Source organism: Paenibacillus sp. TSA_86.1, from assembly GCF_052691815.1.
Window position 1 is genome coordinate 433,962 of record NZ_JBQZGE010000002.1, and the last position, 15,311, is coordinate 449,272.

General features: G+C 43.2%; 11 protein-coding genes. 2 read left to right on the forward strand and 9 right to left on the reverse strand.

What is annotated here, in order from left to right; genetic code table 11:
- Positions 1–15 precede the first annotated feature (15 nt).
- The 6 genes from ACUTVW_RS08005 to ACUTVW_RS08030 all read right to left on the reverse strand — a co-directional run bounded on the left by ACUTVW_RS08005 (position 16) and on the right by ACUTVW_RS08030 (position 8,674).
- Positions 16–1,659, reverse strand: coding sequence for a sugar ABC transporter substrate-binding protein (locus ACUTVW_RS08005; RefSeq protein WP_445645283.1), 1,644 nt, complete (start codon positions 1,657–1,659; stop codon positions 16–18).
- A 51-nt stretch (positions 1,660–1,710) separates the two neighbouring features.
- Entirely contained in the window at positions 1,711–2,598 is an 888-nt protein-coding gene (locus ACUTVW_RS08010; RefSeq protein ID WP_445645284.1) for a carbohydrate ABC transporter permease, read from the reverse strand.
- Between the two features lie 14 nt (positions 2,599–2,612).
- Positions 2,613–3,605, reverse strand: coding sequence for an ABC transporter permease (locus ACUTVW_RS08015; protein ID WP_445645285.1), 993 nt, complete (start codon positions 3,603–3,605; stop codon positions 2,613–2,615).
- A gap of 137 nt (positions 3,606–3,742) precedes the next feature.
- The gene (locus tag ACUTVW_RS08020) at positions 3,743–4,762 is read right to left on the reverse strand and encodes a LacI family DNA-binding transcriptional regulator (protein WP_445645286.1); all 1,020 of its coding nucleotides are present in this window, start codon (positions 4,760–4,762) and stop codon (positions 3,743–3,745) included.
- Between the two features lie 227 nt (positions 4,763–4,989).
- A complete protein-coding gene (locus ACUTVW_RS08025) occupies positions 4,990–7,368 on the reverse strand; it encodes a glycoside hydrolase family 95 protein (protein WP_445645287.1) in 2,379 nt (792 codons plus the stop codon).
- 346 nt (positions 7,369–7,714) lie between these two features.
- Positions 7,715–8,674: an NAD(P)H-dependent flavin oxidoreductase gene (locus ACUTVW_RS08030; protein ID WP_445645288.1), complete on the reverse strand. Its 960-nt coding sequence runs from the start codon at positions 8,672–8,674 to the stop codon at positions 7,715–7,717.
- Between the two features lie 158 nt (positions 8,675–8,832).
- On the opposite strand from ACUTVW_RS08030, the gene ACUTVW_RS08035 reads away from it, so the two are divergent.
- On the forward strand, positions 8,833–9,204 hold the full coding sequence (locus tag ACUTVW_RS08035; RefSeq protein ID WP_090916121.1) for a winged helix-turn-helix transcriptional regulator: 372 nt from the start codon (positions 8,833–8,835) through the stop codon (positions 9,202–9,204).
- A 195-nt stretch (positions 9,205–9,399) separates the two neighbouring features.
- Here ACUTVW_RS08035 and ACUTVW_RS08040 read toward each other — a convergent pair whose 3' ends face one another.
- Both ACUTVW_RS08040 and ACUTVW_RS08045 read right to left on the reverse strand, forming a co-directional pair.
- On the reverse strand, positions 9,400–10,389 hold the full coding sequence (locus tag ACUTVW_RS08040) for an alpha/beta fold hydrolase (RefSeq protein WP_445645289.1): 990 nt from the start codon (positions 10,387–10,389) through the stop codon (positions 9,400–9,402).
- 409 nt (positions 10,390–10,798) lie between these two features.
- Positions 10,799–12,097, reverse strand: coding sequence for an NCS2 family permease (locus ACUTVW_RS08045; RefSeq protein WP_445645290.1), 1,299 nt, complete (start codon positions 12,095–12,097; stop codon positions 10,799–10,801).
- A gap of 437 nt (positions 12,098–12,534) precedes the next feature.
- Here ACUTVW_RS08045 and ACUTVW_RS08050 point away from each other — a divergent pair, with 437 nt between their 5' ends.
- On the forward strand, positions 12,535–13,893 hold the full coding sequence (locus ACUTVW_RS08050) for an alkaline phosphatase (protein ID WP_445645291.1): 1,359 nt from the start codon (positions 12,535–12,537) through the stop codon (positions 13,891–13,893).
- A 162-nt stretch (positions 13,894–14,055) separates the two neighbouring features.
- Here ACUTVW_RS08050 and ACUTVW_RS08055 read toward each other — a convergent pair whose 3' ends face one another.
- Positions 14,056–15,255: a macrolide family glycosyltransferase gene (locus ACUTVW_RS08055; protein WP_445645292.1), complete on the reverse strand. Its 1,200-nt coding sequence runs from the start codon at positions 15,253–15,255 to the stop codon at positions 14,056–14,058.
- Positions 15,256–15,311: the final 56 nt, after the last annotated feature.

Genomic DNA, 15,311 nt, shown 5'->3' on the forward strand with positions numbered 1-15,311 from the left:
CGCGTAGCCTCCTCATTATTGCATGCCTAATTTCTCTTTATTCTGCTTCATCTTCTCGCTACGGATCTTTACGATGTCAGGCCAGCGATTTTCTTCCAGGAACGATTGATATGCCGCAAGGGCATTGTCAAACGAGGCATCATCCTTTGCCCGCAACATGCTTACCAGCGTGGAGTTCCATTTGGTGTTAACTGCCGACAAAGCACGAGCTTCTGGTGTTCCCAGGTTTGGATTAATATTTTCAAGAATAAAATGAGGTGTCAGCTTGCCTTTGCCCCATGCTTGCATTTGTTTAATGGCTTCCGGGAAGGCATCGGCACTCAGCGCCTTATGACGGTCGTGACCGAAAAACATAAATTCACCCAGACGATAATCCTTCTTGAATTGGTCCGCATTATGCAATTGCATGTCCTTTACCGCCGGAAGTAACTCCACTGTACCGTCTTCTTTTTTCTTAAACGTCTCTCCTTCAACGCCATAGTTCATCAGAACTTGGCCTTCTTCACTAAGCAAATACGTGAAAATTTGCATCGCTTTAGCCGGGTCTTTGGCATCCTTGGAGATGAAATTAATCATCCAGCCTGTAATACCGGATTGATTCAATGTTGGTGCGTTGCCCTTGGTACTTTGAGGCCCATCAATGGCCATGTACTCTTTGCCTTCGTTATCACTCATGTAGATCTGAAGGTTTCCACCCTGCTGAGGTGTACCATCGAGCAGCATCGCCGCATATTTACCGGATTTCACTTTTTCTTCAAAGGCTGTGCCGTCATCCGCAAAACTGTCATCACTAATATTACCGTCTCTATACACGGCGTTTAATGTTTTCAGCCAAGTCAGATAGTCTTCGTCCAGATTACGGTCATAGAACTCTCCGTTCTCCGTCTCCAGGGGTACGCCGATAAAATCCTGTAAGGCATCACCCAGTGAACCGGTACCTCCACCGATGGCGTTAAAGCCAAACGGAATGAGCGATGGGAACTTTTCCTTGATCTGTTTCATCACATTCTGGAATTGTTCCGGTGTTCCCATGACTGGACTGCCTAATGCTTCATATACATCCTTGCGGATAATAAAGGCGGTCTTTGCTGGAATGTTACCGCTATCATAATCTGCTTGTGTGTTGGAATAATTCGGATAACCGTAGGTCTTGCCATCCGCTTGCTGGAACCACTTCAGCGTGTCCGCAGCTGCGACCTTGTTGAAATACGGATCATATTTCTCAGCCAAATCGTTCAGAGGTATGGCCCAGGTTGATGCTTTGCTCACGACTTGAGAATTGGAATCAAACACTGTCAACATATCAGGCATATCTCCACCGGCAAAAAAGGTATTTAATTTGGTATCATCGCCTGTAATAAATTTGATGTTAATGTTCAAGTCTTCCTTAATCTTTTTAGTAACGATATCTTTGCCAAAATCGGTATTCCACCAGTCTGCATTGACGTACCAGGTTAGATCTGTGACTTCTTCCTTTTTATCGAGCTGCCATGCTGGTTTCTCCGGATCAACCGTATAACGATTCTCAATGGATACCCAGTTTGCTTCACTCGATCCATCGGAACCACCACTGCATCCCGTAATCATGAACACAGCTGTCAGTAATGCTGCACATCCTTTAACCCCTCTTTTGCCCAGTACCCGTTGAATATTAAACATATGTTTTCCCCCTCGTAGTCGAATATGAATCGTTGATGTGAATCTATCGCTTTATTCCTTAACAGCTCCAAGCATCATGCCTGAAATGAAATATCGCTGTAACAAAGGATAGATCAGCACAATTGGCAATGTGGTAATGACAATGGTGGCAAGCTGCACGCCTTTGGTTGTTGTTTCGATCACTACAGATCCGCCAACGTTCTGCATGGACTGGGTCTGGGATTGCACAATAATCTCATATAACATCATCTGTAATGGGTACAGTGATTGGTCTGTGATATACAGTTTGGTGGTCATGAAGTCATTCCACTGGCCTACCCCGTTAAACAAAGCAATCGTTGCCATGGCTGGCATGGACAGCGGGATAAAGATTTTGAGAAAGATATGCCAGTCTCCAGCCCCATCCATCTTCGCCGATTCTTCCAAGGAATCCGGTACATTACGGAAGAAATTCATCAGGATGACAACATCGAAGAAACTGAACAAAGCCGGAATAATATACACCCAGAAGCTGTTCAGGAGACCTAGCGCCTTAATAAGCAAAAAGGTTGGAATCATGCCGCCGGAGAAAAACATTGTAATTACACCCATGGCTACATACAATTTGCGCCCTCTTAGGTACTTCTTGCTCAGTCCGTATCCGACCATGGCACAGAAGAATACATGTGTCACGACACCGATCGTGGTTTTGGATATAGAGATGAAGAACGCCTGCCAGATGTTTGAATCATTAAACACCGCTCGATAGTTTTCCAGCGAGAACTCGGGTGACCAGAAGATGAACCCACCTTCTGCCAGTGCTTTGCCTGAACTAAAGGACGAGATGATGACATTCCAGAGCGGAACGATAATGACGATGGTACAGATCGTTAAAAAAATGATATTGAGGGTATCAAAGATCCGGCTGTCCAGATCTTCTTTGGCCGCTTTTCCATTCATGAGGGAACCTCCTTCTACAGCACAGACTGGTTGTCATTTAGCTTGCTAGTTATTTTGTTTGCCGTGACGAGCAGAATTACAGAAATGATGGAAACACCCAAACCTACGGCGGTAGCATATGAAAAGTCACCCTGCGACATCCCCATGCGATATACATATGAATTAATGACTTCGGCCTTCTCGCGGTTCTGTGAGTTCATGAGCACCAGCGTTTGGTCCAGATTCGAACCGAGTAGTCCGCTGACCGTCAGGATCAGATTCAGACTGATAATGGACTTCATGTTAGGCAAAGTGATATTCCATATCTGACGCATCCTGCTGGCTCCATCTATTTTGGCAGCCTCGTAATACGTAGGATCGATCTTAGACATGATGGCGAGATACAGAATGGTTCCCCATCCAGCTTCTTTCCAGATATCTGATAACGTAGCAATCCACCAGTACTTGCCTGCGTCCAGCAAAATGTTTTGTGGTTGGGAGATGATCCCGAGACCTAACAACAATTCGTTGAACAATCCAGTTGTGGAGAACCAGGTAATGAGCATGCCACCCAGTACGATCCACGAAAGAAAGTGAGGCAAATATGAAACCGTTTGCACGAATTTCTTGAATCGTCCGCTGCTTAATTCGTAGATCATGATGGCTAGAATAATTGGAATAACAAATCCAATTCCCAGTTTCAAAAAGCTGATGCCGAGTGTATTGACGACAGCATCCCAGAAGTATTTGTCTGACATGATGATTCTGAAGTTATCCAGCCCAACCCAAGGTGCACTGGACAATGTATCAATGACGGTATAATTTTTAAAAGCAATTGTTAATCCGTAGATCGGTATGTAACAGAAGACAATCATGAACAGGATTCCGGGTAGAACCATGGATTGGATCTCCCATTGTCTGGCGAAATCAATCCAAAACATTTTGGATCGTTGTTTCAACGGCAATTTGCCGCCAGGTTTTAGAGGTTGCTGCTGACTGCTTGCTGTTGTGGTCGTCAGATGACTCATCTTTCGTTGCTCCCCTCTGTATGTTCATATAACGCATTTATTCCATTATTCATAAAAACGTTTTTATTTTTGCTTCGGGAAACTCCCTTCTCTGTAATATCAATAAAAGAAGTAACCGAAGAATACTTCACCCGTTATTAGCGGGTATCTCTTCGGTTCATTCTTACATGACTTGAACCTCGTACCACCAGTTCCCCTGCCAGCTTTTGTGCTGTCCCTTGTTCCTGCTCCTTGATCATATTGACCAATTGCGTGACAGCCAGAATGCCTTGTCTTGCAATCTGATTTCGAACCGTCGTTAACGGTGGAGAATAATACGGAGCGATATCGATGTCATCGAATCCGACCACGCTGATGTCACTCGGAACTTCATAACCATGGGATTTCAACGCTTGAATGCATCCGATTGCACTTAAGTCATTACCGGCCAGAAAAGCATCTGGTAACTTGCCTGGATGCAGATGTACGAAGGATTTGATCGCACTGTAGGTGGCCTCTTCTTCGAAATATCCCTGAATAATATAGTCCTGGTCTACCGGAAGCTCGTATTCTCGAAGGGCTGCCAGATAACCCTCCCGGCGCTGTGCACTGTCAAACATCTCATCTACACCAGAGATGTAGGCAATTTTTTTGTGACCTAGCCCAATCAAATATTTGGTAGCTTCGTAGCTGGCTTCGTAGGAGTCAAAAATAACACTTCCCATTCGCTCGCTTTGATACACACGATCCAGGAAAACGGCTTTAATCTTATCCTTTTCCATCGACAGAATATCCTGTTCATCAATCCGAAGCTCTTCGTAGATGATTACGCCATCCACCCGCCTGCCCAGAATATTGCTCATAATGACATGTTTATCTTTTGTCACAAACACATTGAGACCATAACCAAGACGGTCACACTCACGCGACATGGCTTCGACTAACTTGTAAAAATACGGCCCCGACACACTTGTCGTGAAGAAACCAAGCATTTTTGTCTGCCCCGATTTCAACAGTTTCCCATTGAGATTGGGGATGTAATTCAAGCGTTCGGCCACTTTGAGCACATGGGACTTCGTTTCCGGATTCAGAACATCGACACCATTCAAGGCATTCGAAACGGTAGAGATGGAGACACCGGCTTCTCTTGCAACATCTTTGATTGTGATTTTTCCCATAAATTTCAGGTTCCTTTGCTATTAAAACGTTTTTATACATTCAAAATAGCATAAAACCGTTTTCATTACAACACTTAACTTATCAAATTTGTATAAAAGAAAACCGCTGATCTTAATTGATCAGCGGTTTGAACTCTTATCTCTTGAACTTATCATGCTCCAACAGTGAATAATTTGATCCAATACGAGTCATTACATTCGAACAACATTAGAATTCAAGTTCATGTTTATTCAAATGAAATGACATACGTTTGTCCTTTTTGCGTAAGCAGGCTAACTTGATCATCTTTTTCCGGGGTGGTTTGCACAACCGTATTCCCTTGATGAACTTTTAGACCAGGTACAGACTGCAAATAACATGTATTGCTTGTATGCGAGAGAATTTCTGCTTCGATCAGCTTGCCGTTCTCCCAGCGCAGACTAACTTCAAATCCCCCTCTTGCTCTCAACCCTTTAACCGAACCTGTCGACCAGCGTTCCGGCAAAGCTGGTAGAAACTCCAGATATCCCTGATGTGATTGCAGCAGCATCTCGGCGATACCTGCAGTTGCGGCGAAATTGCCGTCAATCTGGAACGGTGGATGAGCATCAAACAAGTTGGCGTACACTCCGCCAGTCTCATGTTTGCTTGGCTCATAAGCTTTAACCAAAGTTAGCAAATTAGAGATGAGCTGTTCAGCACGGTTGCCTTCTCCAAAACGAGCCCATAAACCGATTTTCCAGCCAAGACTCCAGCCTGTACCACCGTCCCCCCGAATTTCCAGGGAAGTGCGGGCAGCCTGCATCAGTTCAGGTGATTTTTTCTGTGTAATCAGCCGTCCCGGGAATACACCAACCAAGTGGGATACGTGGCGGTGCTGCGGATCTTCTTCCGTGAAATCCTCGCTCCATTCCTGAAGGCGACCTCTTGCGTCGATCTGCAAAGGCAGCAGTTGTTCTTTTTTCGCTCGCAGGAGATCCACGAATTCCGCATCCGTTTGCAACACTTCAGCTGCTTGAATACAGTTTTCGAACAGCTCAGCAATGAGGGAAAGGTCCATTGTCGTTGCTTCACTAACAGCGGCATGCTCTCCGTTAACCACAAATTTCATCTCCGGTGACGTTGATGGTGTTGTGATCAGATGTCCTTCTTTATTCTCAATGAGCCAGTCCAGACAGAACAAGGCGGCATCCTTCATCAGTGGATAACCGGTCTCCTGCAAAAACTCTTTATCCTCTGAGAACACATAATGCTCCCACAGATGCTGCGTCAGCCATACGCCGCCCATCATCCACAAAGCCCATGACGGATCACCGGCACCATAATCCCCTACAGGGGCTGTTTGCCCCCAGATATCCGCATTGTGATGCGCTACCCAGCCTCGAGCGCCATAGTTTACTTCAGCCGTTTTACGTCCATTCTCCGCAAGTTTTCCAATAAAATCAAGCAACGGTTCATGCAGTTCAGCCATGTTACACGTCTCCGCAGGCCAGTAATTCATTTCTGCATTAATATTCAGTGTATAATTGCTGCTCCAAGGCGCACGTGTTTCCTGATTCCAAATTCCTTGCAAGTTCGCTGGCAACGTTCCCGGTCTGGAGCTGGCGATCATCAAATAACGGCCATAGTTGAACAACAACTCGACTAAGCCTGGATCACTGCTTCCATATTTCTCGATGCGCTCATCTGTAGGCATGTCCTGCGGAGCAAGACTTTCACCCAAATGGAGTTGAACACGATTAAACAGCGTTTGATGATCCTCTACATGACGTTGACGCAATTCGGTGTAATCACGTGTCATAATCTGCCTAATAACGTCCGCAGTCTTCTCCTTCGGGGAAATTACGCTGTCACTTTTTTGAGCTGTAGGAGCATAACTCGTAGCCCCTGCAAAGTAAATGACCGCTTCCGTTGCACCAACAATCTGCAGTCCGCCACCGCTTGAATGCAGTGAACCTCCGGTATGAGATACAGCGAGTCTTCCATGGAAAGTCATCGCACGACTAGTCGCTGCATCTCCGTAACGAATAGGCACTTCAACATCGTGATAGTTTGGTGAGACATACTCCGGAGCCGTTCCGGACAATTCATATTGAGCGTTCGCAGCAGAAGTTTCGTGTCTCAGCGGACTGCTCAGTCTGGTATGGAAGTTAAGTCTTCCTTCTTTGTTTGCGGTTAAACGAATGACGATACCCTGATCGGGATGGGAAGCAAATACCTCCCTGTCATATCGTACTCCACCGATTTCATAGGAAACGCTTACAACACCTGTAGATAAATCAAGCTTGCGTTGATAGGTTTTCCGTTCACATAATTGCCCGTGCTCCATTACAAGCTCCAGATCACCAAATGGCAAGTACGATTGTGTAAATGGCCCCATCATTTTTTTGCTAAGTTGATCCGCTTCTACATACTGTTTACGGGCGATTAAATCCCTGATCTGAGGCAATACTTTCCGTGCTTCCGGATTATTCCAATCCTGTGCATAACCTGACCATAACGTGTCTTCATTCAATGCAATACGTTCTTTTTCGATACCGCCAAAGACCATTCCGCCCAACTTACCGTTGCCGATAGGAAGTGCTTCAACCCAATAAGTGGCTGGAGTGCCAAACTGAATATTCATGCTGATCGTTACCTCCGAATGCACTTGATTTTTGGACAAACTCTAATTTTACTTGCTCAGCCATTATTATATCTTTCAATGCGAAGGGAAGATATATATTTAATAAAAATGATGTAGAAAAGCTTAAACCGATGACAAATAACCCTTAATATCCCATTTGGAATGAAAGCAGTACTTTTCGATATGTTTTAAAAATTATTTATTTCACCATCACTCGCACATGAAGATGTTAAATATGTGTCTACTAAAAAGCGATACCATATTTGGCACCGCTCTTTGCTGCGTATAGATTTTAGTTGTCCATACTGGCAAGGAATCCGTTTTTTGGCTAGCATTATCTTGCTAATTAATAACCTATATGGTTTATAATCTCATCTATAACTTCCTGACATGTCAAAATTTCTAGAATCCCCCCTGCTGATGGAGAAACGCTAATTGTTCCTTGATCTAAATTTCCTAATAGGAGCGTCTCTTTATATCCATTTTTGTGGTACGGAACGGCATCCAGTGTGTTCCCTTCATTAATGAGTTGATAAGCTTTTATTCCTCCTGGAGTCGGGATTGTTCGCTCATAAACCCCTTCCAGTTCAAGCATTTCTTCACTTTTGACATTAATAATTGCTTGCTTGGCGGCATGACTCGCGGGATTTTCTACGGTTGCTATGAATCTAGTTCCCATGTAAACGCCTTGTGCCCCCATCGCAAAGGCTGCTTTAGCCCCACGTCCATCAATAATTCCACCAGCTGCAATCACAGGCAAATTAACAACTGAAGTTATTTGGGGTAACAGCGTAAATAGACTAATATTATACTGGCTAAAATGTCCCCCGGCCTCGCTACCAGTAACGATAACTGCATCAGCTCCATGTTCCTCAGCTTCTAAAATGTTATGAACCGTAGGGTTTAGCGGCCTATAGATAACGGTTATACCTTGCTCTTTTAATTTTATCATTTCGCTTGCTACCATCTGGTTACCAATGGCTACGACATATTTAACTTCTTCTTCTACTAGGATATCAAAAAGCAATGTGCCAAATGGTAGAGTGCCACTGTCATCTAGAGGGAATATATAATTTACGGCAAAGTTTTTATTCGTTAACCGCTTCACTTTACGGATCTCGTTTCGCACGTTATCAGCATATTCTCTCAAGCCTGTGGGATTTAGTGTTTGTCCAGCATTTGGTCCGAGTACCCCCATTCCCCCTGCATTACAAACGGCAGCTACAAACTCTGCTGAAGTTACCCAATTCATAGCTGCAGAAATGATGGGATATTCTATATTTAATAATTCGGTAATCTTATTCATCTGACGAGCCCCTTTTTATATATATTTCAAGCTTAGTTTGAAGAATTCCTTAATGTCTTCTATACTAGCTGAGACCTCCATAAGTTAGAAGTAGGCAAAAATAATGAACATAGTCACTTTTTTAATACTATAGGATAATCATTGAGAGGAGGAAATGTATGACTCGGATATGCAAGGATGGATTTCACGAAGAGTTTAGGGAAAAGTATCCTATCATTTTTGGCATGGCTTACACTCAGCACGTGTTATCAGGACGTTGGAAGTTTCTCATTATATGGTTTTTAAAGGATCAGGCACGACGATTTCATGAAATTAAGTCATTTCTGAATGACATACCGCAAGGTTCATTAACCAAACAATTGAGGGAATTAGAGGAAAATAGACTCATATCCAGACACGTATTTCCTGAAGTTCCACCGCGAGTAGAGTACTCTCTGTCAGACAAAGGTCGCGATCTCCTACCGATCTTAGATATGATGGAAAAGTTCGGATTGAAGCATGGGGAGATTACTCAGATAAAGGAAGCTTGAGAATTATATTAATTAATCCCGTGTAACGTTCTCCCACGGGATTTAAGTAGATTCCAGAGCTTTATTACTCACACAAAATTATTGGTACAGGTTCTTGTCCTTGTAACGAGATACGAACTATTACCAATAAAACAAAAAAGCCGCTAAAATAGCGACTTCAATGGAGAGATATTCTTCTCCCTTTACAACTTTACTTTATTGTAATTGAACACTCTTCATATAAGCTTTGAATGCTTCAGCAATCTCTTTGTACTTCGTATGATGCAGGTAGTGCGAGCCTTCCATCGGAATCATTTTGCCCTGATCCGATTGTTTGATTTGTTCCTCATGTAGGGGGATCCAATTTGGATTCGCCGTGTTGTTGGATTGAACGAAGAGCAACATCGGCAGGCTGCGAGGATAAGTCAAGTTTTCTGCATTTTTGAAATTAGATCCTAGATTTTTTAACTCATTCATTAGGGTCGAATTGCTAGAAACCTGATTCGCAATTAGATTCATCTGCTCTATGGTATGCTCATCGTAATCCATTGATTTGTAAGGATCTGCGCTCACATTTTTGATTAATCGCATTAATCCTGACGTTTGAAAAAACTTCATCAAGTTCAGGGGTAGCTTCACATCCATGTTAGGCTGATTAGGAACACTGCTGTCTATACCGATAAATGCGATCACTTCATCTGGATAATTTTTCACATAAGAGACGCTGTACAGTCCCGTAATAGAGTGTCCCATGAGAATATATCGGTCAAGGCCGAGCTGATTCACAGCCTCATGTATTTCACTAACGATATTTTCAGTGGTACGTTCTTTGTCGGTACGATCACTTAATCCATACCCAAATGGTTCAATCGTCACAATTTTGTAATCGGAGGTCAGTTGATCAATCAGCAGTTTAAAATCTAACACTGGAGATGGCGTCCCCTGCCCTGGAAGCAGCACAATAGTTTGTTTCCCGCTGCCCTGTATGGAGACGTTCATGTTTTTGCCATCCACTTGTACATACTGTCCATAGGATTCAATCTTTTTCTTTTCCATCCCATTACTAATGACATGAATCACAAATACAATGCCCATAAATAACACGAGCGCTGCGATGATTCCCCCGAATATTTTTAAGAATAACTTGCGTTTCTTGCCGCGTTTCTTCTCTGTTGGTTTAATTTCTACGATTTCTTCCACTCTCATCTTCTCCCGTCCTTAGTCTGTGTAACTGTCTTGGTGACTTATCTACAGTATAATCTGGCAAGATGTCGCCATCGTGACGCCAATATGAACGGAATATGAACTGGCATATATAAGTTGAATTACTTTACACGAGCACTCCGATGACAGAATAACCTGGAGAGTAGCTGTTATCCCCAGATTTTTTTGATTCCCTTTTTGAAAGGGATAAATCCGTTGATAAAGGCGAAGTTTATGCTTACGATGCAGCTTTCTTTCAGAAAGTTTTTAGCTCCGCTTTTCCAGGTTTTTTCTGTCCTCTCCGTTTTTGTGTAAATAAATCATTCATTTTATATCGTTTTTAAGTAGTATACATGAAAAAAAAGAACTACTTATATACAAGCAGCTCTCTTTTCCGTGGTTCCGAACATTCCTAGTGGTCGAGGAATACAAGTTGAATGAAGAAAAGGATCGCAAAAACATAAAAAATCGGATGAACATCTTTGCCTTTGCCGCGAAGCAGCTTCAGCACAGGATAGAAAATAAATCCAATGCCGATCCCTGTTGCAATACTGTGCGTCAGCGGCATCAGAATGATGATCAGGAAGGCCGGGAATGCCTCTTCAAGATCACTCCAGTTCATTTTGCTAATCACACTGATCATGAAGAAACCTACGATAATCAACGCCGGAGATGTGATCGCCGGAATGCTGGAAATAACACTTACGATTGGGCTGAAGAACAAGGTTATTGCTAGCAATATACTGACGGTCACCGCAGTCAGTCCTGTTCTCCCCCCTGCCGCCACACCCGTACTGGACTCAATATAAGCCGACGTTGGACTTGTTCCGAGCATTGCACCCGTGGTGGTACCCACAGCATCAGCGAGTAATGCGCCACGAGAACGCGGGAATTTACCGTCTTTCAGTAATCCGGCTTGTTCTGCCACACCAAGCATCGTACCTGTAGTATCAAATAATGTAATTAGCAAAAACGTGAAAATAATCGTGTACAGTCCATTGGAGAAAACGCCCGCCAAATCCATCTGGAACGCGGTTTCCCCGAGTCCTGACGGCATCGCTACAATGGATGCAGGCATTTGGAACAGTCCCATGAACCACGCAATAATTGCGGTAATGACCATTCCGATAAACAGATAACCTTTTACATTATAGGCCATTAACGTAACAGTGATGATCAGCCCGATCAGGGTCAGATACGTCATAGGTTGTGCCAAGTTTCCAAGTGTAATCAGATTGGATTTTGAATCCGCAATGATTCCTGCATTTTGCAAACCTACCGTTGTAATAAACAGTCCAATTCCTGCGGTAATCGCGTATTTGAGACTTGCTGGAATCGCATCCAGCAGCATGTAACGAAACGAAGTAAGCGATAAAATAATAAATAAAATACCCGCAATGAACACAGCACCAAGTGCTGTCTGCCAAGTTACGCCATACCCTTGTACAACACTAATAACAAAAAAGGCATTTAACCCCATGCCAGGTGCGATAACAATCGGATAATTAGACCACAGTCCCATAATCAGCGTTGCCACAATACTCGCCAGAATCGTAGCAATAAATACCCCGTTAAAGCTCATTCCCGTGCCGCTAAGAATTCCGGGATTCACAATCACTATGTATACCATGGTGAAAAATGTAGTAATACCAGCAATAATTTCGGTTGAAACGTTCGTTCCTCTTTCTTTCAGTTTGAACCAGTTGTCCATCGTAAAGCCAGCCTCCAACTTTCATATTGTCTTCTTGAATTCTCACAGCTAAAAACAAAAAAATCCTAATCACCTATAGGATGGGAATACTCAAGCTCCTATATTCGTTGTTAGGATCTGAACAGCTCCGAATGTGAATTTTCAGGAACATATTAATGTTTCTAACCTGATGTCCATTTCGAATTTTATTAAACATAACACTAGATGTCAATGGAAAACCGGTTTTGTTCACATTATTTACGAACTATTTTGGATAATTCATTGATTTTATTCGCTTTTCAAAGGTGAAGGGTTGTTTTTAATTGGTTTGTTTATTTTACATTCCTCATACAATTGTGATGGTTTTTATTTACAAATGAATGATAATCTTCTTAAGGATGAACAAATGAACAAGACTTCATGCATTCATATTAAAGAGATATCGAGGAGGAATAAGTGTGAAATTGTCTAAAAAAGCATTGCCCGCATTAGCACTAACTCTGGCTGTATCAGCCTCTACTCTTCTCTCAACTGGACAAGCAACGATTGCTCAAGCCGCAGGTGCAGAGAAAAAACCGATCAAAAATATCATTTTCCTGATCGGAGATGGTATGGGAACGTCGTATACATCAGCGTATCGTTACATGAAGGATAATCCTGCTACCAAGGTGATGGAGAAAACCGTATTTGATCCTTATCTTGTAGGCGCTCAAATGACCTATCCAGACGATGACAAACAAAACGTTACGGACTCCGCTTCCGCAGCAACCGCAATGTCATCAGGTGTGAAAACATACAATGCGGCGATCGCAGTGGACACGAATAAAAAGTCTGTGAAGACCGTATTGGAGCAAGCCAAACAAATCGGTAAATCCACAGGTTTGGTCGCAACCTCGGAGATTACACATGCCACCCCTGCTGCCTTTGGTGCTCATGATATTAGCCGTAAAAACATGGATGCTATTGCGAACGACTACTACGACGAAATGATTAACGGAAAACACAAAGTCGATGTGCTGCTTGGCGGCGGCAAAACCAATTTTATACGTAAAGACCGTGACCTTACGAAAGAGTTTCAAAAAGCAGGTTATAGTTATGTAACGGACCGTACATCTTTGCTCGCGAACAAAAATAAACAAGTACTTGGATTGTTTGCAGATGGCGGCCTGGACAAATTCATTGATCGTACAAGCGCAACGCCTTCCCTCGCTGAGATGACAAATTCGGCTATTGATCGTCTTAAAACAAACAAAAAAGGATTTTTCCTTATGGTTGAAGGCAGTCAGATTGACTGGGCAGGTCACGATAATGATATTGTGGGTGCCATGAGTGAGATGGACGATTTTGCTGCCGCTTTTAAAGCCGCGATTGATTTTGCTAAAAAAGACGGTCAAACCCTCGTGGTTGCAACTGCTGACCACTCCACAGGTGGTCTTACCCTTGGTAAAGATGGTGAATACAACTTCTTCGTAGATCCCATTAAAGCTGCACTTCGTACTCCTGACTTCATGGCTGCTCAAATTGCCAAAGGGGCTTCTGTGGATGAAACTTTGAAAAAGTATCTTAAACTTGAGCTGACTGCCGAAGAACTTCAATCCGTTAAAGATGCTGCTCAGAGTGCAGATGTGACCAAAATTGATAATGCCATTGAAGCCATTATTGACAACCGCTCCTTCACAGGTTGGACAACCGGTGGACATACCGGTGAAGATGTACCGGTGTACGCGTATGGCCCAGGAAGTCAACGCTTCTCCGGGTTAATTGATAACACCGACAATGCAAAAATAATTTTTGATATTTTGAAAAAGAGTAAGTAAATAAACTAGTGTCACGGCTTGATGTCTAGCTGAAACAAACTATACTTGTTTTTCTAAGGTGCCCCCCTCTCTTCTTTCGACTTAAATGAAGAGAGGGGGGCATAGTTATGCTTATATGCTTATGTTATTCATTATTGCAGTAGATAAACTTAGGCTCCACATTTATACCTTGGCAAATTGTTGCATAATGGCTGCCGCAGCACGTGTGTAGCCGCCAGCTTCTCTCAGAGATTTACCGATGAGATGTGCCTGCTCTCTATAGATGGGATTGTGGAGTACTTCCATAACGGCCTCCTGTAATTGGATTGCGTTCAAATGATATTGATCTAACACCACCCCGGCTCCAAGTTCTTTGACGCGACCCGCAACCATAGGTTGATCTGAAGTCATCGGGATCATGACAAGTGGAACATCAAAATACAAGGCCTCGCTTACACTGTTCATTCCCGCATGGGTAACAAAAACGTTGGTGTGCTGAAGTATTTCAATCTGTGCAACATATGATTTTACAATAAAGTTATCAGGGATCAGCTCTTCAAGAGATTCCATTTCAGTATATTTTCCAGAAGATAAAACAACGTTAATGGGCAGATTCTTAAATGCATCAAAACACAATTTGTAAAATTCCAGACTTTTATTCAATATGGTCCCCATAGAAATGTATACCGTCTCAGGATAACGTTCAGAAAGCAAATGAAATGGGAATTCCGGTGCATCCTTCCGCGGGATAATCGACGAACCAGTGAAGAGAAACCGATCATCTAATTCATCTGCTCGCGGCTGAAAATAACGGCTGGTGTAGACAATGTTCAATAGACCTGTATGTGCTGTCATGTCCTCCACTGCTGGTACACTAACCTGATGCTCTGCTGCGATCTCTCTCGCAGTTTGCATTATCGCTTCATACATTTCCTGTGTATCGATACCTTCCTCATTTATGCTCAAAGGCTCGGCGGAAGCAAAGGAAGCAATCGTACATACCGCTGGAATCTCCAATTTCTCAGCTAGTATCCTGCCTCCCCAGCCCATTAGGGAATCGTAGATCAGATAATCAAACGTTTCATCCTCTATTACACGAAACACTTCGGGAATCATTTTGGGTATCACTCCGCAAGTGATCATGTATATGAATTGGTATGGATGGCGATATTCCAACGGTTTGAGAATAGGGTCATGTGAAAAAGCATCCTCTAAAAAGGGATATGTCATGACCTGAGCCCCCGTTTGTTCAATCCGGGAACGGTACTCCTCAGCACATACATAAACAACTTCTTCTCCAAGCTTGACCAGTTCTGTGATCAAACCAAGTGAGGGATTGACATGGCCTTCAGCCGGAGTAATAACAACTAACACACGCGCCATCTTGCGCACCTCCTAATGTAATATGTGCCTCCGATCTGTATCTCGTCTGACCGGTT